Origin of the sequence: Plantibacter sp. MMLR14_011 (assembly GCF_001865025.1) — a bacterium.
GTDB lineage: Bacteria > Actinomycetota > Actinomycetes > Actinomycetales > Microbacteriaceae > Plantibacter > Plantibacter flavus_A.
Window position 1 is genome coordinate 246,220 of record NZ_MJGW01000008.1, and the last position, 21,446, is coordinate 267,665.

22 protein-coding genes and 1 pseudogene are annotated in these 21,446 nt (G+C 70.1%); all 23 read left to right on the forward strand.

All coding sequences use genetic code 11. The annotated features are described in order from the left end of the window. Window positions 1–33 precede the first annotated feature (33 nt). The 23 genes and pseudogenes from efp to BIU99_RS05705 all read left to right on the forward strand — a co-directional run bounded on the left by efp (window position 34) and on the right by BIU99_RS05705 (window position 21,446). On the forward strand, window positions 34–597 hold the full coding sequence (gene efp / locus BIU99_RS05595) for an elongation factor P (RefSeq protein ID WP_056005785.1): 564 nt from the start codon (window positions 34–36) through the stop codon (window positions 595–597). Continuing rightward, the gene (gene nusB, locus BIU99_RS05600) at window positions 594–1,010 is read left to right on the forward strand and encodes a transcription antitermination factor NusB (RefSeq protein WP_064293834.1); all 417 of its coding nucleotides are present in this window, start codon (window positions 594–596) and stop codon (window positions 1,008–1,010) included. Before efp ends, nusB begins: the two co-directional genes overlap by 4 nt. Before the next feature lie 2 nt (window positions 1,011–1,012). Next, entirely contained in the window at window positions 1,013–1,423 is a 411-nt protein-coding gene (locus tag BIU99_RS05605; protein ID WP_071260157.1) for a VOC family protein, read from the forward strand. A gap of 68 nt (window positions 1,424–1,491) precedes the next feature. Next, window positions 1,492–2,037, forward strand: a pseudogene (gene pyrR / locus BIU99_RS05610) (bifunctional pyr operon transcriptional regulator/uracil phosphoribosyltransferase PyrR); the annotation flags it as partial. Beyond that, window positions 2,034–2,993: an aspartate carbamoyltransferase catalytic subunit gene (locus tag BIU99_RS05615; protein ID WP_071260160.1), complete on the forward strand. Its 960-nt coding sequence runs from the start codon at window positions 2,034–2,036 to the stop codon at window positions 2,991–2,993. The pseudogene pyrR and the gene BIU99_RS05615, both read left to right, overlap by 4 nt. Then, entirely contained in the window at window positions 2,986–4,353 is a 1,368-nt protein-coding gene (locus BIU99_RS05620; protein WP_071260163.1) for a dihydroorotase, read from the forward strand. Before BIU99_RS05615 ends, BIU99_RS05620 begins: the two co-directional genes overlap by 8 nt. Then, window positions 4,353–4,940 carry a hypothetical protein gene (locus BIU99_RS05625; protein ID WP_071260165.1) on the forward strand — a complete coding sequence of 196 codons (588 nt, stop codon included), beginning with the start codon at window positions 4,353–4,355 and terminating at the stop codon, window positions 4,938–4,940. The genes BIU99_RS05620 and BIU99_RS05625 overlap by 1 nt, the downstream gene beginning before the upstream one ends. A gap of 2 nt (window positions 4,941–4,942) precedes the next feature. Beyond that, complete coding sequence (gene carA, locus BIU99_RS05630) at window positions 4,943–6,109, forward strand: glutamine-hydrolyzing carbamoyl-phosphate synthase small subunit (RefSeq protein ID WP_064293840.1); 1,167 nt, start codon at window positions 4,943–4,945, stop codon at window positions 6,107–6,109. Continuing rightward, window positions 6,109–9,399 carry a carbamoyl-phosphate synthase large subunit gene (gene carB / locus BIU99_RS05635; RefSeq protein ID WP_064293841.1) on the forward strand — a complete coding sequence of 1,097 codons (3,291 nt, stop codon included), beginning with the start codon at window positions 6,109–6,111 and terminating at the stop codon, window positions 9,397–9,399. The genes carA and carB overlap by 1 nt, the downstream gene beginning before the upstream one ends. Continuing rightward, window positions 9,396–10,241, forward strand: coding sequence for an orotidine-5'-phosphate decarboxylase (pyrF, locus tag BIU99_RS05640; RefSeq protein ID WP_082915829.1), 846 nt, complete (start codon window positions 9,396–9,398; stop codon window positions 10,239–10,241). The genes carB and pyrF overlap by 4 nt, the downstream gene beginning before the upstream one ends. Before the next feature lie 28 nt (window positions 10,242–10,269). Further along, entirely contained in the window at window positions 10,270–11,148 is an 879-nt protein-coding gene (gene gmk, locus BIU99_RS05645; protein ID WP_064293842.1) for a guanylate kinase, read from the forward strand. A 68-nt stretch (window positions 11,149–11,216) separates the two neighbouring features. Beyond that, on the forward strand, window positions 11,217–11,474 hold the full coding sequence (rpoZ, locus tag BIU99_RS05650; protein ID WP_056005756.1) for a DNA-directed RNA polymerase subunit omega: 258 nt from the start codon (window positions 11,217–11,219) through the stop codon (window positions 11,472–11,474). A gap of 201 nt (window positions 11,475–11,675) precedes the next feature. Further along, entirely contained in the window at window positions 11,676–12,869 is a 1,194-nt protein-coding gene (metK, locus tag BIU99_RS05655) for a methionine adenosyltransferase (RefSeq protein WP_064293843.1), read from the forward strand. A gap of 26 nt (window positions 12,870–12,895) precedes the next feature. Further along, complete coding sequence (locus BIU99_RS05660) at window positions 12,896–14,830, forward strand: primosomal protein N' (RefSeq protein ID WP_254773579.1); 1,935 nt, start codon at window positions 12,896–12,898, stop codon at window positions 14,828–14,830. 28 nt (window positions 14,831–14,858) lie between these two features. After that, entirely contained in the window at window positions 14,859–15,788 is a 930-nt protein-coding gene (gene fmt, locus BIU99_RS05665; protein WP_071260170.1) for a methionyl-tRNA formyltransferase, read from the forward strand. Next, window positions 15,785–17,272 carry a transcription antitermination factor NusB gene (locus BIU99_RS05670; protein WP_083397209.1) on the forward strand — a complete coding sequence of 496 codons (1,488 nt, stop codon included), beginning with the start codon at window positions 15,785–15,787 and terminating at the stop codon, window positions 17,270–17,272. The genes fmt and BIU99_RS05670 overlap by 4 nt, the downstream gene beginning before the upstream one ends. Window positions 17,273–17,282: 10 nt before the next feature. Continuing rightward, window positions 17,283–17,951, forward strand: coding sequence for a ribulose-phosphate 3-epimerase (gene rpe, locus BIU99_RS05675; RefSeq protein WP_071260173.1), 669 nt, complete (start codon window positions 17,283–17,285; stop codon window positions 17,949–17,951). Between the two features lie 65 nt (window positions 17,952–18,016). Next, window positions 18,017–18,280 carry a phosphoribosyl-ATP diphosphatase gene (locus tag BIU99_RS05680; RefSeq protein ID WP_064293847.1) on the forward strand — a complete coding sequence of 88 codons (264 nt, stop codon included), beginning with the start codon at window positions 18,017–18,019 and terminating at the stop codon, window positions 18,278–18,280. Window positions 18,281–18,356: 76 nt separating this feature from the next. Further along, a complete protein-coding gene (gene hisG, locus BIU99_RS05685; RefSeq protein WP_064293848.1) occupies window positions 18,357–19,196 on the forward strand; it encodes an ATP phosphoribosyltransferase in 840 nt (279 codons plus the stop codon). A 47-nt stretch (window positions 19,197–19,243) separates the two neighbouring features. Then, window positions 19,244–20,008: an imidazole glycerol phosphate synthase subunit HisF gene (gene hisF, locus BIU99_RS05690; protein WP_071260176.1), complete on the forward strand. Its 765-nt coding sequence runs from the start codon at window positions 19,244–19,246 to the stop codon at window positions 20,006–20,008. Beyond that, window positions 20,005–20,394: a phosphoribosyl-AMP cyclohydrolase gene (hisI, locus tag BIU99_RS05695; RefSeq protein WP_064293850.1), complete on the forward strand. Its 390-nt coding sequence runs from the start codon at window positions 20,005–20,007 to the stop codon at window positions 20,392–20,394. Before hisF ends, hisI begins: the two co-directional genes overlap by 4 nt. A gap of 13 nt (window positions 20,395–20,407) precedes the next feature. Continuing rightward, window positions 20,408–21,100: a Trp biosynthesis-associated membrane protein gene (locus BIU99_RS05700; RefSeq protein WP_083397210.1), complete on the forward strand. Its 693-nt coding sequence runs from the start codon at window positions 20,408–20,410 to the stop codon at window positions 21,098–21,100. Window positions 21,101–21,215: 115 nt separating this feature from the next. Next, window positions 21,216–21,446 carry a DUF6704 family protein gene (locus tag BIU99_RS05705; RefSeq protein ID WP_064293851.1) on the forward strand — a complete coding sequence of 77 codons (231 nt, stop codon included), beginning with the start codon at window positions 21,216–21,218 and terminating at the stop codon, window positions 21,444–21,446.

The window sequence follows — 21,446 nt, forward strand, 5'->3', positions numbered from 1 at the left end:
CCGCACACTTTCCACGAACGGACATTCTCGCGCATGGCTTCTACCGCTGACATCAAGAACGGCATCGTCCTGAACATCGACGGGCAGCTCTGGACGGTGATCGAGTTCCAGCACGTCAAGCCGGGCAAGGGTGGCGCGTTCGTCCGCACCAAGATGAAGAACATCATGACCGGCAAGGTCGTCGACAAGACGTACAACGCCGGTACGAAGATCGACGTCGAGAACGTCGACCGCCGCGACTTCACCTACCTGTACGCGGACGGCGACTCCTTCGTCTTCATGGACAAGAGCGACTACGACCAGATCACCATCCCCGCCGTCGTCGTCGGCGACACCAAGAACTTCCTCCTCGAGAACCAGGACGTCACGGTCGCGCTCAACAACGGCAACCCGCTGTACGTCGAACTCCCTGCGTCGGTCATCCTCGAGGTCACCTACACGGAACCCGGGCTCCAGGGCGACCGCTCGACCGGTGGCACGAAGCCGGCGACCGTCGAGACCGGCTACGAGATCCAGGTCCCGCTCTTCCTCGAGACCGGCACCAAGGTCAAGGTCGACACCCGTACGGGTGACTACCTCGGTCGCGTCAACGAGTGAGCGCTCGTACCAAGGCGCGCAAGCGCGCCCTCGATCTGCTGTACCAGGCCGACGTCCGTCAGCAGACCCTCGCTGAAGTCCTGTCCGCGGAGGCGTCTCGCGCCGTCAGCGAGCCCGACCGCCAGGCCTCGTGGTTGTATGCGAGGGAGATCGTCGACGGCGTCGGTGACCACGCCGAAGAGATCGACGAGCAGATCGAGACGTACGCGCAGGGCTGGACGCTCGCGCGGATGCCCACGGTCGACCGGGCCATCCTCCGGATCGCGATCTGGGAGATCCTGTTCAACGACGAGGTGCCGCACGGCGTCGCCATCGACGAAGCGGTCGAGGCGGCCAAGACGCTGTCGACCGACGACTCGGCCGGCTTCATCAACGGCCTGCTCGGCAAGATCTCGCAGATCAACCCGCGGTGACGATGAGCGACGAGACCGGTGCAGCCCTGCCGCTGAAGCGCGTGCACCACATCGCGATCATCGCCAGCGACTACGAGCGCTCCAAGCGCTTCTACACCTCGGTGCTCGGCTGCGAGCTGCTCACCGAGGTGTACCGGGCCGAGCGCGACTCCTGGATGGGCGACCTCGCCCTGAACGGTGAGTACCTCATCGAGTTGTTCTCCTTCCCTGACCCGCCGGCGCGCGCATCCGGGCCCGAAGCGCTCGGGCTGCGGCACCTCGCCTTCGCCGTCGACGACGTCGACGCCGGCCACGCGCGGCTGGTCGAGCTGGGTGTCCGCGTCGAAGACGTCCGGATCGACCCGCACACCTCGCGCAAGATGCTGTTCTTCTTCGATCCCGACGGCCTCCCGTTGGAGCTCTACGAGGCCTGATCCGACTGCTAGGCTCGGGTGTTGACCAAGACAACCTTTAAGACCGTCCAGAGAGGCGGAGAAGGGAGTCGGCGATGAGCGCACGTACCGTGCTGCACGAAGCTGACATCGCGCGGGCGTTGACTCGGATCTCCCACGAGATCCTCGAGTCCAACCGCGGAGCAGACGACCTCGTGATCCTCGGCATCCCGACGCGCGGGGTCATCCTCGCGAAGCGGATCGCCGCCACGATCTCCTCGATCTCGGGCGCGACCATCGTCTCGGGTGCACTCGACGTCACGATGTACCGCGACGACCTGGCGAAACACCCGACCCGTGCACCGCAGCCCACGACACTGCCGCCGCAGGGGATCGACGGGCGCACGGTCGTCCTCGTCGACGACGTCCTGTACTCGGGACGCACCATCCGCGCCGCACTCGACGCGTTGACCGACCTGGGCCGCCCGCGCGTCGTGCGGCTCGCCGCGCTCGTCGACCGCGGGCACCGCGAGCTCCCGATCCGGCCCGACTTCGTGGGGAAGAACCTGCCCTCCTCGCAGGCGGAGCGCATCTTCGTCCGGCTCACCGAGTTCGACGGTGACGACTCCGTGACGATCGAGGGGAGCGGCGAATGAGGCACCTGCTGTCGACGAAGACCCTCACCCGCGACGAGGCGATCGAGATCCTCGACGTCGCGGAGGACATGGCCGAGACGCAGTTCCGTGAGGTCCGCAAGCTCCCGACCCTCCGTGGGAAGACGGTCGTCAACCTCTTCTTCGAGGACTCGACCCGCACGCGCATCTCGTTCGAGGCTGCCGCAAAACGGCTGTCCGCAGACGTCATCACCTTCAGCGCGAAGGGGTCGAGCGTCTCGAAGGGCGAGAGCCTCAAGGACACCGCACAGACCCTCGCCGCGATGCACGCCGACGCCGTCGTGATCCGACACTCCGCCTCCGGTGCGCCGCAGACCCTCGCCGACAGCGGGTGGATCGACGCAGGCATCCTGAACGCGGGGGACGGGACGCACGAGCACCCGACGCAGGCCCTCCTGGACGCGTTCACGATGCGCAAGCGCCTCCACGGCGAGCGTTCCCGCGGTCGCGCGCTCGACGGGGTGGCGGTGACGATCGTCGGCGACATCCTGCATTCCCGGGTCGCCCGCTCGAACGTCTGGCTGCTCGACACGCTCGGCGCCGAGGTGACCCTCGTCGCCCCGCCGACACTGCTTCCGGTGGACCTCGGCCCGTGGCCGGCCACCGTCCGCTACGACCTGGACGACGCGATCGCCCAGCGTCCCGACGTGCTGATGATGCTCCGGATCCAGTCCGAACGCATGCACGCCGCCTTTTTCCCGAACAGCCGGGAGTATTCCAGGCGCTGGGGGCTCGACGACGAGCGACTCGCCCGCCTCGATCCGGCTAGCATTGTCATGCACCCCGGGCCGATGAACCGCGGTCTGGAGATCTCGTCCGGGGCAGCCGACTCACCCCGGTCGACCGTCCTCGAACAGGTCGCCAACGGGGTGTCGGTCCGGATGGCCGCGTTGTACCTGCTGCTGTCCGGCGATCGAGAGGAATCCACCCGTGTCTGAGCCCACTTCGAATCACGACGCCACGCTGATCACCGGAGCGACGCTCGCCGACGGGACACGCACCGACCTCCTCCTGCGCGACGGACGGATCGCGGAACGCGGCTCCGGGCTGAGCGCCGTCGGCGCGACCGTCGTCGATGCAGGCGGCCTCCTTGCTCTCCCCGGGCTCGTCGACCTCCACACGCATCTCCGGGAACCCGGGTTCGAGCAGAGCGAGACGGTGCTCACCGGTACGCGTGCCGCAGCCGCCGGCGGCTTCACCGCGGTGTTCGCGATGGCCAACACCTCGCCGGTGGCCGACACGGCCGGGGTCGTCGAGCAGGAACAGTCGCTCGGTGAACGCGCCGGGTACGCGACGGTGCAGCCGATCGGTGCCGTGACGGTCGGCCTCGCCGGAGAGCGGCTCGCCGAACTCGGCGCCATGGCCTCCTCACGTGCCGAGGTCCGGGTCTTCTCGGACGACGGTCTCTGCGTGTCCGACCCGCTGCTCATGCGCCGCGCGCTGGAGTACGTGAAGGCCTTCGACGGCGTGATCGCCCAGCACGCGCAGGAACCCCGGCTCACCGTCGGTGCGCAGATGAACGAGGGCGCCCTCTCCGGCGAACTCGGGCTCACCGGGTGGCCGGCGGTCGCCGAGGAGTCGATCATCGCCCGCGACGTCCTCCTCGCCGAGCATGTGGGTTCCCGCCTCCACATCTGCCACGTCTCGACGGCAGGGTCCGTCGACGTCATCCGCTGGGCGAAGGCCCGAGGCATCCGCGTCACGGCCGAGGTCACGCCGCACCACCTGCTGCTCACGGAGGAGCTGGTGGCGAGCTACGACGCCCGGTACAAGGTGAACCCGCCCCTGCGACGGGCGGAGGACGTCCGGGCGCTGCGCGAGGCACTCGCGGACGGCACGATCGACATCGTCGCGACGGACCACGCACCGCACCCGGTCGAGGCCAAGGACTGCGAGTGGGACGCCGCCGCGAACGGCATGGTGGGCCTCGAGTCCGCCCTCTCCGTCGTGCACGCGTCGATGGTCGCGACCGGGCTCCTGGACTGGAACGACGTCGCCCGGGTGCTCTCGGCGACGCCGGCGAGGATCGGACGGATCACCGGGCAGGGGGCTTCGATCGAGGCCGGAGCTCCGGCGGAGGTCGTGCTCTACGACACCGCCGCCACCCGTCCGTTCGGCACGGCCGACCTTGCCGGCAAGGGCGTGAATTCGCCCTACCTCGGCCTGGAGCTGCCCGGCCGCGTCGTCGCCACCTTCCACCGTGGCTACGCGACCGTCCTGGACGGCGCCGTGCTCCCGACGGAGCAGGTCGCGGCGGCAGCACGCCGCGCCGCGCGATCCGCGGAGGTCGAGCGCTGATGGACGGGCGGATCCTCGCGGCCGTCCTCGTCGCCCTCGTCCTCCTCGGCATCCTCGCCCTCATGGCCTTCGCCTGGCGACGCCGCGTCGCGCGCGACGCCCAGGTCGGTCCCCTCGCAGAGCTCCCCGACCCGCGACCGGTCCCGTCACTGACCGTCGAGGTCCTCTACGTCGCGACGTCGAAGCACGATCAGCCGCTCGAACGGCTGGCGTTGCAGGGACTGCGCTACCGTTCCCGGGTCACGCTCGAACTGGGAGCCGCCGGAGTCGTCATCGACGTCCCGGGGGAGCGGCCGACGTTCATCCCGGCGACGAGCATCGTCGGCGTCGACCAGACCAACCTCACGATCGACCGGGTCGTCGAGCCGGGCGGGCTCATCCGCCTGAGCTGGCGTCCCGTCCCGACGGTGATCGCGGACAGCACCTTCCGCGTCCTCGAGCAGGCGGACCGCGCCCGCATCATCGACATCGTCACGAGCCTCATCCCCGCCGCGGACGCCGGACTCCGGCCGACCGGCACCTCAGACACCCTCGCCGACGTCACCTCGGCCGACGACTCCACCCCACCGCCTCACGAGAGGGCTTGACCATGACCTCCTTCACCCCACCCAGTCCAGCGGTACTCGTCCTCGAGGACGGCAACCGCTACGTCGGCCACGCCTACGGCGCGACCGGCCGCACGCTCGGCGAGGTCGTCTTCGCCACCGGCATGACCGGCTACCAGGAGACGCTGACCGACCCGTCCTACGCCGGACAGATCGTCCTGATGACCGCGCCCCACATCGGCAACACCGGCGTCAACCGCGAGGACATGGAGTCCGCCCGTGTCTGGGTCGCCGGATACGTGGTGCGCGACGCGTCGCGCGTCGTCTCCAACTTCCGAGCGGACCGCTCGCTCGACGACGAACTCGTCCAGGACGGCGTCGTGGGCATCAGCGGCATCGACACCCGCGCGGTGACGAGGCACATCCGTTCCGCCGGTTCCATGCGCGGCGGCGTGTTCTCCGGTGAGGACTTCGAGTTGTCCGGCGCCGAACAGCTCAGTCTCGTCCGCGCCGGCGCGCAGATGGCCGGTCTGAACCTGTCGAGCCAGGTCTCCACGACCGAGCAGTACACCGTGCCGGCGGTGGGGGAGCGCGTCGGTTCCGTCGCGGTCCTCGACCTCGGCGTCAAGACGTCGACGCTCAACCACCTCGCCGCTCGCGGCTTCGACGTCGTGGTGCTGCCGCAGTCGGTGACCTCGGCCGAAGTCCTCGCGCTCGAACCGTCCGCCCTGTTCTTCTCCAACGGACCCGGCGACCCGGCTGCGAGCGACGCGCACGTCGCCCTCCTGCAGGACGTGCTCCGCGCGGGCGTCCCGTACTTCGGCATCTGCTTCGGCAACCAGCTGCTCGGCCGCGCGCTCGGATTCGACACCTACAAGCTGCCGTTCGGCCACCGCGGGATCAACCAGCCGGTCCTCGACAAGGCGACCGGTCGGGTGGAGATCACCTCGCAGAACCACGGCTTCGCGGTGGACCTGCCGATCGAGGGCCGCCACGAGACGCCCGCCGGGTTCGGCCTCGCGGAGGTCAGCCACTACAGCCTGAACGACGAGGTCGTCGAGGGCATCAACTGCATCGACATCCCCGCGTTCTCGGTCCAGTACCACCCCGAGTCCGCCTCGGGTCCGCACGACGCGGTCTACCTGTTCGACCGGTTCCGCGACCTCGTGACCGGCCACGCCACCACTTCCAGCACCAAGGAGAACAACTAGTGCCCAAGCGCGACGACATCAACAGCGTCCTCGTCATCGGCTCCGGGCCGATCGTCATCGGGCAGGCCGCCGAGTTCGACTACTCGGGCACCCAGGCATGCCGCGTGCTGCGCGAGGAGGGCGTCCGCGTCATCCTCGTCAACTCGAACCCGGCGACCATCATGACCGACCCCGACTTCGCCGACGCGACCTACGTGGAGCCGATCACCTGGCAGGTCATCGAGACGATCATCGCGAAGGAGAAGCCCGACGCGATCCTGCCGACCCTCGGGGGCCAGACGGCGTTGAACGCCGCGATCCAGCTGCACGAGCACGGCATCCTCGAGAAGTACGACGTCGAGCTCATCGGCGCGAACTTCGAGGCGATCAACAAGGGCGAGGACCGCCAGATCTTCAAGCAGCTCGTGCTCGATGCGGGCGCGGACGTGGCCCGCTCGTACATCGCCCACACGGTCGAGGAGGCCGTCGGCTACGCCGAGGACCTCGGCTACCCGCTGGTCGTCCGCCCCTCGTTCACTATGGGCGGTCTCGGCTCAGGTTTCGCGTACACCGAGGCGGAACTGCGCCGGATCGTCGGTGACGGCCTCCACCAGAGCCCGACCACCGAGGTGCTCCTCGAGGAGTCGATCCTCGGCTGGAAGGAGTACGAGCTCGAGCTCATGCGCGACACGGCCGACAACACCGTCGTCGTCTGCTCGATCGAGAACGTCGACCCGGTCGGCGTGCACACCGGGGACTCCATCACGGTGGCCCCCGCCCTGACGCTGACGGACCGCGAGTACCAGAAGCTCCGCGACATCGGCATCGACATCATCCGCGCGGTCGGCGTCGACACCGGCGGCTGCAACATCCAGTTCGCGGTCGACCCGGCCGACGGCCGCATCATCGTCATCGAGATGAACCCGCGCGTCTCGCGCTCGAGTGCCCTCGCCTCGAAGGCGACCGGCTTCCCGATCGCGAAGATCGCGGCGAAGCTGGCCATCGGGTACCGACTCGACGAGATCCCGAACGACATCACGAAGGTCACGCCCGCGAGCTTCGAGCCCACGCTCGACTACGTCGTCGTGAAGGTCCCGCGCTTCGCGTTCGAGAAGTTCCCCGCCGCCGACCCGACGCTCACGACCACCATGAAGTCGGTGGGTGAGGCGATGGCGATCGGACGCAACTACGCCACCGCCCTGCAGAAGGCGCTGCGGTCGCTCGAGAAGCGCGGTTCCAGCTTCCACTGGAGCGATGAGTCCCGCAGCGTCGAAGAGCTGCTCGAGGTCATGAAGACCCCGACCGACGGCCGCATCGTCGTCGTGCAGCAGGCGCTCCGCAAGGGTGCCACCGCCGAGCAGGTCTTCGAGGCCACCAAGATCGACCCGTGGTTCATCGACCAGATCGTCCTCATCAACGACGTCGCCGACTGGATCGCCGCGGCGGACCGCCTCGACACCGAGGTGCTCCGGACCGCGAAGAACCACGGCTTCTCGGACGCGCAGATCGGTCAGCTGCGCGGGTTCGGCGAGCAGGAGGTGCGTGAGGTCCGCCACATCCTGGGTGTCCGCCCGGTCTACAAGACGGTCGACACGTGCGCCGGCGAGTTCCCGGCCCTCACCCCGTACCACTACTCGAGCTACGACACGGAGACCGAGGTGGTCGCGAGCGACCGCCGCAAGGTGGTCATCCTCGGGTCCGGCCCGAACCGCATCGGCCAGGGCATCGAGTTCGACTATTCCTGCGTGCACGCGTCCTTCGCGCTGCAGGCCGCCGGTTTCGAGACGATCATGATCAACTGCAACCCGGAGACCGTCTCGACGGACTACGACACGAGCGACCGGCTCTACTTCGAGCCGCTCACGCTCGAGGACGTCCTCGAGGTCATCCACGCCGAGAGCGAGTCGGGCGAACTCGTCGGTGTCGTCGTCCAGCTCGGCGGCCAGACGGCGCTCGGGCTCGCGAAGGGTCTGGAGGCCGCAGGCGTCCCGATCCTCGGCACCACGCCGACCGCCATCGACCTCGCCGAGGAGCGCGGCCAGTTCCAGGAGATCCTGGACGCCGCCGGCCTCGTCGCACCGAAGAACGGCACCGCGGTGGAGATCGAGGGTGCGCTGCGCGTCGCCGAGGAGATCGGCTACCCGGTCCTCGTCCGCCCGAGCTTCGTGCTCGGCGGACGCGGCATGGAGATCATCTACGACAGCGCCTCGCTCACGGACTATTTCGTGCGCATCGAGGACCAGGGCATCGTGGGCCCGGCCCAGCCGCTGCTCGTCGACCACTTCCTCGACGACGCGATCGAGATCGACGTCGACGCCCTGTTCGACGGCGAGGAGCTCTACATCGGCGGCGTCATGGAGCACATCGAGGAGGCCGGTATCCACTCGGGCGACTCGAGCTGCACCCTGCCGCCCGTCTCGCTCGGTCGCGCCGAGATCGACCGCGTGCGGAATGCGACGCTCGCGATCGCCCAGGGGATCGGCGTGCGTGGTCTCCTGAACGTCCAGTTCGCGATCGGCGCCGGCATCCTCTACGTCATCGAGGCGAACCCGCGTGCGTCCCGCACGGTGCCGTTCGTGTCGAAGGCGCTCGGCATCCCGCTGGCCAAGGCCGCTTCGCTCATCATGACCGGCGCGACGGTCGCCGAGCTCAGGGACTCGGGGCTCCTGCCCCCGGTCGACGGATCCCGCGTCCCGATCGACTCCCCGGTGTCGGTCAAGGAGGCCGTGCTGCCCTTCAAGCGCTTCCGCACGAAGGACGGCCAGATCGTCGACAGCGTGCTCGGCCCGGAGATGCGCTCCACCGGCGAGGTGATGGGCATCGACAAGGACTTCCCGCGCGCGTTCGCGAAGAGCCAGGAGGCGGCCTACGGCGGCTTGCCGTCGAGCGGAACGGTGTTCGTCTCGGTCTCCGACCGCGACAAGCGCTCGATCATCCTGCCGGTGCTGCGCCTCCAGCAGCTCGGGTTCGACATCCTCGCGACCGACGGCACGGCCGAAGTGCTGAACCGGAACGGCATCAGTGCCCGGACGGTGCGCAAGTACAGCGAGACCACGGCCGCGGGCGAGGACGACTCGATCGTCGACCTGATCAACCGCGACGAGGTCGACATGGTCATCAACACCCCGAGTGGCCGGTCGGCTCGCGCGGACGGCTACGAGATCCGCGCGGCCGCCGTCGCGGCCGACAAGCCGCTCTTCACGACGATCGCGCAGCTCACCGCCGCGGTCGGCTCCTTCGAGGCGCTCGGCGGTGGCTTCGAGGTCCGCTCCCTCCAGGAGTACGCACTCGATCGGGCTGCGCGCTCGTGACGGCTTCCTTCGGAACCCGGCTGGACGAGGTCTTCGTCCGGTCGGGCCGACTCTGCGTCGGCATCGATCCGCACCGCTTCCTGCTCGAGGCGTGGGGCCTGCCCGACACCGCCGCCGGCGCGGGGGCCTTCGGCCTCGCCGTCGTCGAAGCCGCAGCCGGTCGCGCCGGGATCGTCAAGCCGCAGGTGGCGTTCTTCGAACGGTTCGGGTCGGCCGGGTACATCGCCCTCGAAGGGGTCCTCGCAGCGGCACGCGACGCCGGGCTCCTCGTGATCGGCGACGCCAAGCGCGGCGAGATCGGGACGAGCATGGAGGGCTATGCCGAGGCGTGGCTGACCCCCGGTTCACCGCTGGAGGTCGACGCCCTCACCGTGAACCCCTATCTCGGCTTCGGCTCACTGCACCCGGCACTCGAGCTCGCCGAGCAGCACGGCAAGGGCCTGTTCGTGCTGACGGCGACCTCGAACCCAGAGGGTCGCGACGTCCAGCTCGCCGAGGACAGCACCGGCCTCACCGTCGCGGCGTCGATGCTCGACGAGATCGACCACTGGAACGCACGGCACCACCCCGGGTCGACCGGTTCGATCGGTGCGGTCATCGGTGCCACGCTCCGTCTCGAGGAGTTCGGCCTGACGGCGGTACCGCCGACGACCACGCTCCCGATCCTGGCACCCGGCTTCGGCCACCAGGGAGCCGCGGTCGCCGACCTCGGATCCATCTACGGCGACCTCGCGCCGGGCGTCATCGTCTCCGAGTCCCGGAGCATCCTCGCCGCCGGACCCTCGGGGATCGCGGACGCCGTCGAACGTTCCGTCGCAGCCGTGAGGAGCGCCCGTGGTTGACCAGGAGCAGGACCAGCCCAGCAGGAACATGCCGGAGGTCGACCGGGCCGCCGCGTCACGTGAGGCCGTTCGCAAACGTCGCGCCCGCGCGACCGTCAAGGCCTCCATCGCCTCCGGCGCCCGCACCCCGTTGGAGGTGCTCGACGCCGCGACCGCCGATCCGGACGGCATCGAGGGCGGCATCCGCATCACCGAGTACCTCCTCAGCATCCCGAGTGTCGGCGTCACCAAACTCGGGCGGATCCTCGAATCGCTCGGTATCTCCTCGGTCAAGCGCCTCGGCGGTCTCGGTCGACTGCAGCGGGATCGCCTCCGCGCCTTCATCGCAGAGCGCTACCCGGGCACGGCGCGCAGCCGACTCGTCGTGCTCGCCGGTCCGACGGCCGTCGGCAAGGGGACGGTCGCCGCGTACATCCGCGACCACTACCCGGAGGTGCACCTCTCCGTCTCGGCCACGACGCGCAAGCCGCGGCCTGGGGAGCAGCACGAGGTGAACTACTACTTCGTGACCGACGACGAGTTCGACGGCCTCATCGAGGGCGACCGCCTGCTCGAGCACGCCACGGTCCACAACGCGTACCGCTACGGCACGCCACGCGAGCCGATCGAGCGTGCGCTCGCAGCCGGCGACAGCGCGCTGCTCGAGATCGACATCCAGGGCGCCAGGCAGGTCCGGGAGGCGATGCCGGAGGCGACCCTGGTGTTCCTGCTGCCGCCGAGCTGGGACGAACTGGTCCGTCGACTCGTCGGACGGGGCACCGAGGACGAGGAGGAACGGGAGCGCCGACTGCGTACTGCGAAGGTCGAACTGGCCGCCGCGGACGAGTTCGACCACCGTGTCGTCAACGACGACGTGGCCCGCGCGGCCCAAGAGGTCGTAGACTTGATGAAGATTCACGGGGATTGACGTCCGACGCGCACCCCGCATCGATCCGATCTTCCCCGAACACAACCACACGAGGAGTGTGAACCTGCATGGCTGACAAGCTCAAGGGCATCATCGACCCGCCCATCGACTCCCTGCTCACCAAGGTCGAGTCCAAGTACGCACTCGTGATCTTCGCGTCCAAGCGCGCGCGCCAGATCAACGACTACTACGCCGACCTCCACGAGGGCAGCCTGTTCGACAACGTCGGGCCGCTGGTCGACTCGTCCGTCGAGGACAAGCCGCTCTCGATCGCGATGCACGAGATCAACGAGGACAAGCTCCAGATCAAGCCGATCGCCGAATAACGCTTCACCACGACGAATCCGCCGGGCGCCAGACGACCGGCGGATTCGTCGTGTCGGGCCCGTTCCCACCACCGCGACGCCCTGCGTCACAGGCGGACGACGTGTCCGAGGCCTCGACTAGAGTGATCAACGGTCGGGCCCCGGAACACCACGACGGCCGATCCCTCCACCATCGCATCACCACTTCCGACGGGAGACCGCATGACCGAGCTGCGCCTGTTCACCTCCGAATCCGTGACCGAGGGGCATCCCGACAAGATCTGCGACCAGATCTCGGACAGCATCCTCGACGCGCTCCTCGAGGTGGATCCGCGCAGTCGAGTCGCCGTCGAGACGCTCGTCACCACCGGGCTCGTCCATGTCGCCGGTGAGGTCTCCACGAGCGGCTACGTCGACATCCCGACGATCGTCCGCGAGCGCATCCGGTCCATCGGCTACACCTCGTCCGACATCGGATTCGACGGCGACTCCTGCGGCGTGAGCGTGTCGATCGGCTCGCAGTCCGCCGACATCGCCGCCGGAGTCGACCATGCCTTCGAGTCCCGCGAGCAGTCCAGCGTCGACGCCTACGACCTCCAGGGCGCCGGCGACCAGGGCATCATGTTCGGGTTCGCGACCACCGAGACGCCGCAGTACATGCCGCTGCCCAGCTGGATCGCGCACCGTCTCGCAGAGCGACTCGCCGAGGTACGCAAGTCCGGCCAGCTCGACTACCTGCGCCCGGACGGCAAGACCCAGGTCACCATCGGGTACGACGGCTTCCTCCCGAAGACCGTGGAGACGGTCGTGGTCTCCACGCAGCACAATCCGGGTGTCTCCACGGAGCAGCTGCGCCGCGACGTCCAGCGTCACGTCATCGAACCGGTCCTCGCGACGGTCGAGCTCGACAGCTCGAACGTGACGCACCTGATCAACCCGACCGGCATCTTCGTCGTCGGTGGCCCGATGGGCGACGCCGGGCTCACCGGACGCAAGATCATCATCGACACCTACGGCGGAGCGGCTCGACACGGCGGTGGGGCCTTCAGCGGGAAGGACCCGTCGAAGGTGGACCGCTCGGCCGCGTACGCCATGCGCTGGGTGGCGAAGAACGCGGTCGCCGCCGGATTCGCCGAACGTCTCGAGGTGCAGGTCGCCTACGCCATCGGCAAGGCAGCGCCGGTCGGACTCTACGTCGAGACCTTCGGGACGGCCCATGTGCCGGAGGCCGACATCACGCGCGCGATCCGCGACGTCTTCGACCTCCGTCCGGCCGCGATCATCGCCGACCTCGACCTGATCCGCCCCATCTACGCCGCCACGGCGGCGTACGGGCACTTCGGCCGCGAGCTCCCCGACTTCACGTGGGAGCGTCTCGACCGGGTGGAGGCGTTGCGGTCAGCAGCCGGGCTGTAGCCGTGGTCGGCGCGAGGGTCGCGAGGGTGGTGCTCGACTCCCCGTTGCCACAGCTCGACCACCTGTTCGACTACGCCATCCCCGACGAACTGGCTGACGACGCCGTGCTCGGCGCGCGCGTCTCGGTCCCGCTGCGCTCGGCGGGTCGGTCGGCGAACGGGTTCATCGTCGACCTCGCCGACTCGAGCGAGTTCGGCGGAGCGCTCAGCCCCTTGAGCTCGGTCGTCTCGTCGGTGCCGGTCCTGACCCCGAGCCTGTGGACGCTCGCACGCCGTGTCGCGGACCGCAGCGCCGGCAGCGCCATGGACGTCCTGCGTCTCGCCATCCCGCCGCGACAGGTCCGGGTCGAGAAGACCTGGACCGCCGCGACCCCGCCGGAACCTCCGTCGGTCGAGCGGCGCACCGTCCCGGGGTACGCCCCCGGCACCCTCGACCGTCTCGCGCTGGGGGAGCGGTACGCGATCAGCGCGATCCCCACCCTGACTGCGACGAGCGCGGGCGTGTGGCTCCCGGACTGGTCGTTCACGCTGGCGGCTCTCGCCGTGAACCAGCTGTCCGAGGGGAGGAGTGCGATCCTGTGCGTCCCCGACTACCGGGACGTCGAACACCTCCTGGCGGCGCTCGACGACCTCGGTGTCGGTGCCGCGGTCGCGAGGGCTGATGCGAAGCAGACCCCGGCTGCTCGCTACCGCGCCTACCTGGACGGCCTGCATCCGGTGCCCCGGATCGTCGTCGGCAACCGGTCGGCCGTCTATGCACCGGCGCACGACCTCGGACTCATCGCCCTCTGGGACGACGGCGACCCCCTCCACCAGGAGCAGCTCGCCCCCTATGTGCACGCCCGCGACGTCGCGTTGACCCGGCAGGAGATGAGCGGCTCCGCCCTCGTCTTCGCCGCGCACTCACGCAGTACCGAGGCGCAGCGACTCGTCGAACTCGGCTGGCTGCGCGAGGTCGCACCGACCCCGCCGATACGCCCGAGAGTCGTCGTGTCCCGGGCGAGCGGCGACGACGCCATGACGAGCCAGGCGAGGATACCGTCGAGCGCCTGGCGCGCAGTCGACGAGGCGCTGCATCACGGACCCGTGCTGGTCCAGGTCGCGCGGCCGGGGTACGCGCCGCACCTCGCCTGTCGACGGTGCGGGACGAGGGCCCACTGCTCGGTGTGCCACGGTCCACTCCAACTCGCCACAGCCCGTTCGCAGCCCTCCTGCCGGTGGTGCGGTCACCTCGCGGCAGGGTGGTCGTGCGAGACCTGCCACGACACCGCGTTCCGTGTCACGGCCGCCGGCACCGGCCGGACCGCCGAAGAACTGGGCCGGGCGTTCCCCCGGTACCGGGTCGTGGTGTCGGACGGCGACGCCCCCAAGTTCGACGTCGGTCCGGAGCCGGCGCTGGTGATCGCGACCCGAGGCGCGGAGCCCGTCGCAGCGGGCGGCTATGCCGCCGTCCTCCTGGTCGACGCCGACCGCATGCTGGCGCGGGAGTCACTCCGTGTCGCCGAGGACTGCCTACGGTGGTGGTCGAACGCCGCAGCCCTGGCCGCTCCACGCGCGCCGGTGCTGCTGATCGGCGTCGAGGCCCCCGTGGCGAACGCCTTCGCCCTCTGGCAGCAACCGCGGTTCGCGAGCGAGGAGCTCGCCGAGCGCCGAGAGCTCGGGTTCCCTCCCGCGGTCCGGAGCGCGACCCTCACCGGCACCCGCGACGCCGTCGACGCCGCTCTCGCCGCGCTGCCCGCCGAGTACCGGAGCCGCGTGCTCGGCCCGACCGTCGACGAGGCGGGCGACAGCGTCGCGATCCTGCGGGTCGACTACGGCCATGCCAGGGCGGTCGCCGAGCAGTTGCGGGCGACCGTCGTCGCGCAGGCGGCGAAGCGTCGACGGCCGACCCCCGGCAGGCGGGCGCCGAAAGCCCCGCCTACACTCAGAGTACGATTCGACGATCCGGAGATGCTGTCATGATCCACCCCGTCCACGAAGTCCGAACCGCATGAGGCTGGTCTTCGCCGGCACCCCCGCCGTCGCCGTCCCGACGCTCGACGCCCTCGTCTCGGCCGGGCACGAGATCGCGGCCGTCGTGACCCGACCCGACGCCCCGCTCGGCCGCAAGCGGGTCCTGACCCCGTCGCCGGTGGCAGCGGCCGCCGAACGGCTCGGGCTCCCGGTCATCCGCGCTGCACGTCTCGACGACGACGCGACGGCGCGGATCGTCGCGCTCCGTGCGGAACTCGGCGTGATCGTCGCGTACGGCGGGCTCGTCCGTGAACCCCTCCTGTCCGCGCCGGCACACGGTTGGATCAATCTACACTTCTCGTTGCTGCCGGCCTGGCGCGGCGCGGCGCCCGTCCAGCGGTCCGTGATGGCCGGGGACGCGGTCACCGGCGCGTCGGTCTTCCAGCTCGTGCCGGCTCTTGACGCCGGAGACGTCTTCGCCACCGTGGAGACGCCGATCACCGAGGGCGAGACGTCGGGGGAGCTCCTCGACCGGCTCGCCGAGCTCGGCGCGCCGCTCACTGCCGAGGTCGTCGCCGCCATCGCCGCCGGCACCGCGGTCGCGGCCCCGCAGCAGGGCGAGGTGTCCCTCGCGCCGAAGCTCGACGGCCAGGACGGCCGGATCGTCTGGGACCGCCCCGTCGCCGACGTGTGGTCGCAGATCCGCGGGGTCACCCCCGAGCCGGGCGCGTTCACCGTCCTCGACGAGGCGCGGGTGAAGGTGCACCGCGCCGTCCCCGTGTCGACCCTGCCGACGGATCCGCCGGCGCCCGGGACGATCGTGTCCGTCGACGGCCTCGTCCTGGTCGGCACGGCGGACACCCCGTTGCAACTCCTGGAGGTGCAGCCGGCGGGACGGACGGCGATGCCGGCCGCCGACTGGTGGCGCGGTGCGTCCACGGGAACCGATCGGTTGGTCACCGCGTGAGCGGCCAGCAGCCCGAGGGCCAGCGACGCCGCGACCGACGGCCCCGCGACGTGGAACCCCGTCGAGGACGCCAGCGTCCCACGCGTCCGCGTGACTCGGCGACCGTGCAGCCGGCACGCCGAGTGGCCTTCGACGTCATCCACGCCGTCAGCACCTCGGACGCCTACGCGAACCTCCTCCTGCCGCACCGGCTGGCCGAGGCGAAGTTGAGTCCGGCGGACGCCGGCCTCGCGACCGAACTGACGTACGGCACCCTCCGCCGACGCGGGTACTACGACCGGGTCATCGCGCACGCTGCCAAGCGTCCCGTGACCGAGATCGACGACGCGATCCTCGACGTCCTGCGGCTCGGAGCCCATCAGCTGCTCTCCATGCGCGTCCCAGGCCACGCCGCCGTGAACGAGTCGGTCGAGCTCGCCCGCTCCGCGGGTTCACGGTCCGCAGCCGGCTTCACCAACGGCGTCCTCCGCTCCATCTCGCGGACCGAACCCGCCGAGTGGGAGCGGATCCTGCTGGCTGAGGCCACGAACGACACCGATCGCCTGGCCGTGAGCACCGCACACCCGGCGTGGGTCGTTCGGGCCATCAGACAGGCGCTCGATCTGCAGGACCGCGGCGACGAACTCGAGGATGCGCTGGCCGCGGACAACCTCGCCCCGCAGGTGAACCTCATCGCACTCCCGGGGCTCGCCGACCGGCCCGAGGACGCCGAACCCAACCGGTTCTCGCCGTACGGCTTCCGCAGCGCCGGCGGCGACCCGGTGCAACTCGTCGGGACCGGCGGCGGGCGCCTCCGCGTCCAGGACGAGGGCTCGCAGCTCGCGGCGCTCGCGCTGACGCGGGCGGTACCGGTCCGGTCCGGCGAGCGATGGCTCGACCTCTGTGCGGGGCCTGGGGGCAAGGCGGCGCTGCTGGCCGCCGAGGCCCTCGCCGGGGAGGCACGCCTCGACGCGAACGAACTGGTCCCCGCCAGGGCCCGTCTCGTGGAGCGCGCCCTCGCAGGTGTCCCGCTCGACGTGTCGGTCTCGACCGCCGACGGCACGACACTCGCGGCAGCGCATCCCGGGACCTACGACCGCATCCTCCTCGACGCCCCGTGCACCGGGCTCGGCGCGCTGCGACGACGACCGGAGGCGCGGTGGCGGAAGACGCCGAAGGACGTCTCCGAGCTGACCCGTCTGCAGGGCTCACTGCTCGATGCCGCCATCACCGCGCTCGCTCCCGGCGGGATCGTGGCGTACGTGACGTGTTCGCCGCACGTCGGCGAGACGGCACTGATCGTGGAGAGCGCCCTGCGAGCCCATCCCGGGATGGAGCGGCTCGACACCTCCGCGGTGCTCGACCAGGTCACGACCGAACCGCTCGACGCCGCGGCACCCGGCGGCGCGGTCCAGCTCTGGCCGCACCGCCAGGGCACCGACGCCATGTACATCGCCCTCCTTCGCAAGCCTGCGGAGTCGGCCGGACCCGCTGTCGATCGATAGGCTCGAGCACATGTCCGCGCGCATCAACCCGAGCATCCTGTCCGCCGATTTCGTGAACCTCCAGGCCGACCTGGAGCGGATCGCGAGCGCCGACCTCGTCCATGTCGACGTCATGGACAACCATTTCGTCCCGAACCTCGCGTTCGGTCCGCAGATGGTCGGTCGCATCCAGGACGTGTCTCCGGTCCCGCTCGACGTCCACCTCATGATCTCGGACGTCGATCGATGGGCTCCCGGCTACGCCGAGCTCGGGGCGTACTCGGTGACGTTCCACGCCGAGGCCACCAGCGACCCCGTCGCCCTCGCCAGACGCCTGCGTTCCATCGGGGCACGCGCCGGGATCGCCGTGAAGCCCGGCACGCCCATCGAGCCGTACCTGGAACTCCTGCCGGAGTTCGACCAGGTGCTCGTCATGACGGTCGAGCCGGGGTTCGGCGGACAGGCATTCATGCCGGAGACCATGCCGAAGCTGCAGGCGCTGTCAGCCGAGGTCGCGCGCACCGGTCTCGACGTCTGGCTCCAGGTCGACGGCGGGATCTCCGCGGACACGATCGGGATCGCTGCCGCCGCCGGCGCGGACACCTTCGTCGCGGGGTCGGCGGTCTACAGCGGTTCCGATCCGGCGTCGAACATCGCGCTCCTCCGGGCCGCCGCCGAGGCGTCGACGCACACCCACTGACCCGGCGGGCCGGTCGAGCGCGTCCGCGGTGCGCACCGCCGCCCGGAACCGGTACCCTGGAGCACGTGAAAACCTTCGACGAGCTGTTCGACGAGCTGCGCCTGAAGGCCGAGACCCGGCCGGAGGGTTCCGGCACCGTCCGCGAACTGGACACGGGTGTGCACGGCATCGGGAAGAAGATCGTCGAGGAGGCCGCCGAGGTCTGGATGGCGGCCGAGTACCAGAGCGACACCGAGACGGCCGAGGAGATCTCCCAGCTGCTCTACCACGTGCAGGTGATGATGGTGGCGAAGGGGCTCACCCCCGCCGACGTCTACCGACATCTGTAGGAGCTCGTCGCGGCGCATCCGCCGCGCCTCCTGATCACCCTGTCGAGACACCGTCGCACAACACGAAAGTCACCCCATGCTGAGAGTCGCCGTGCCCAACAAGGGCTCGCTGTCCGAGACCGCCGTCGAGATGCTGCAGGAGGCCGGCTACGCGACCCGTCGCGACACCAAGGAGCTCCACGTCGTCGACGCACGGAACGACGTCGAGTTCTTCTACCTCCGTCCGCGCGACATCGCGACCTACGTCGGTTCCGGCGCCCTCGACATCGGCATCACGGGGCGCGATCTGCTCCTGGACTCGCACTCCGCCGCCACCGAACTCGCCGAGCTGGGCTTCGGCGGCTCGACGTTCCGCTTCGCCGGTCCGGCCGACGAGTTCTCCGAGCTCTCCGATCTCGCGGGGAAGACCGTCGCCACCAGTTACCCCGGCCTCGTCGGCAACTTCCTCCGCGACGCCGGTGTGGATGCCACGCTCGTCCACCTCGACGGTGCGGTCGAGTCGGCGGTCCAGCTCGGGGTCGCGGACGCGGTGGCGGACGTCGTGTCCACCGGCACGACCCTCCGGAAGGCCGGCCTCGGCATCTTCGGCCCGGTGATCCTCGACTCCACCGCCGTGCTCATCGCGTCGCCGGAGACGAAGCCCACCACGGCGACGCTCATCCGCCGCCTGCAGGGCGTGCTCGTCGCGCGGCAGTACGTGCTCGTCGACTACGACCTCCCGGTCCGGCTGCTCGAGCAGGCGACCGCCGTCGCCGGTGGCATCGAGTCGCCGACGATCTCGCCGCTCCGCGACCCAGAGTGGGTGGCGGTCCGGGTCATGATCCCCCGCGGCGACGCGAACGACGTCATGGACCGCCTCTACGAGCTCGGCGCACGCGCCATCCTCGTCACGGCCATCCACGCCGCCCGACTCTGAGTCGCCCCTCCATCATCACCCGCCCCAGTCGCCCTGCGGAGGCCTCCGTGTCACTCGCCACCCGAGTCATCCCCTGTCTCGACGTCGCCGACGGGCGCGTCGTGAAGGGCGTCAACTTCCTCGACCTCCGCGATGCCGGCGATCCGGTCGAGCTCGCGAAGCGCTATGCCGAACAGGGCGCCGATGAACTGACCTTCCTCGACGTCACGGCCACCGTCGCCGAACGCGACACCACCTACGACCTCGTCAGCCGCACCGCCGAGCAGGTCTTCATCCCGCTCACGGTCGGCGGCGGGGTCCGCTCGACCCAGGACGTCTCCCGGCTCCTGGCCAGTGGGGCGGACAAGGTCGGCGTGAACAGCGCCGCGATCGCCCGGCCGGAGTTACTGGGGGAGATCGCCGACCGCTTCGGCGCTCAGGTCCTCGTCCTGTCCCTGGACGTGAAGCGACACGTCGGCAGCGCATCCGGATGGATCGTCACGACACACGGCGGCCGACGAGAGACCGAGCTCGACGCGCTCGCCTGGGCCGCCGAGGCGATCGAACGCGGTGCGGGCGAGCTGTTGGTGAACTCGATCGACGCCGACGGCACCAAGGCCGGGTTCGACACCGAGCTCATCAGCGCCATGCGCGAGATCAGCCGGGTTCCGGTCATCGCGTCCGGGGGAGCAGGCCGCCTCGCCGACTTCCCACCCGCGATCGCCGCGGGTGCCGACGCCGTCCTCGCCGCGAGCGTCTTCCACAACGGCGAGTTGACGATCGGCCAGGTCAAACAGGAACTCGCCGACGCCGGTTGGACGGTGCGGGCATGAGCGCGGACATCACCATCCCGGTGGGCGCCGATCCGGAGACCGCGATCGGGCAGCTCACCTTCGACGCGCATGGCCTGCTGCCCGCGATCGTGCAGCAGTGGGACTCCCGCGAGGTGCTCATGCTCGGGTGGATGGACGCCGAGGCCGTCCGCCGGACGATGACCGAGGGTCGGGTCACCTACTGGTCCCGGTCACGACAGGAGTACTGGCGCAAAGGGGACACCTCCGGCCACGTGCAGTTCGTCCGGGCGCTCGCCTACGACTGCGACGGGGATACCCTGTTGGTGGAGGTCGATCAGCACGGTGCCGCCTGCCACACGGGCACGCGCAGCTGTTTCGACGGCCGGAGCCTCGACGTCGTCGCAGCACCGACGCCGACACCATGAATCGAGTTGGAGCATGACCGAGAGCACTGCAGCACCCCAGTCCGGACCGGTGGAGCCGCCGAAGCCCGACGAACCGTCCGAGGCTGACGAGCTCGAGTCCAGGGCTCTCCGCAGTCGTCAGCGCCGCCTGAAGACCCTGCTCCTCGTCACCGCCGTCCTCGCCGACGCGCTCATCCTCGCGGCGTGGACCCAGACCTGGCTCTCGATCAGCCTCGTCGGCGTCGGCCCACACTCCGGCGCGCTCGACGTGGTCGGCTCCGTCGCCGCTCCCGCTCTGTCCGCACTCGCCCTGGCCGGTCTCGCCCTCGTCGCAGCGCTGGCGATCGCCGGGCCGGTGTTCCGCATCATCCTCGGCCTGCTGGAGGCCGTGATCGGCGCCTGCGTCATGATCTCGTCGATCGCGGTGCTCGCCTCGCCGGCGACCGCGGGCGCGGCCGCCGTCACCGAGGCCACGGGCGTGGCCGGAAGTCAGTCGACCATCGACCTCGTCGCGGCGACCACGCTCACCGCGTGGCCGGCGATCACCCTGGTGCTCGGCGTCGTGCTCGGTCTCGCCGGGCTCGCGACCGTGCTCACCCACCGCCGGTGGCCCGGTCCCTCGAAGAAGTACCAGGCGGTCCGGTTCACCCAGGTGGAGACGGCCCCGAGCGCCGACCCGGTGGGCGCCTGGGACGACCTCAGCCGCGGCGACGACCCGACGCGCTGACCGCTCCGCCGACCCACGACGGCACCCCGGGCCACCTGGGAACTCGTGGCCCACGCACGGAACCGCGCACCGCTTGCCGGTACACTGGAACCCGCACTCGCACAGAAGGAGAACCATGAGCACCGACCCCTCGGACCCCGGCCACGGACACTCGCCCGCCGCCTGGACGGCCGTGATCATCATGTTGGTCGCGTTCGCCGCCGGTACGGTTTTCTTCTGGCTCGACATGCCCGTCCTCGTGTGGGCGTCGGCCGGCCTCCTCCTCCTCGGGTGGATCACGGGCGGTGTCCTCGCCAAGGCGGGGTACGGCGTCGGTGGGTCCAAGACCGTGGCGAAAGAGCACTGA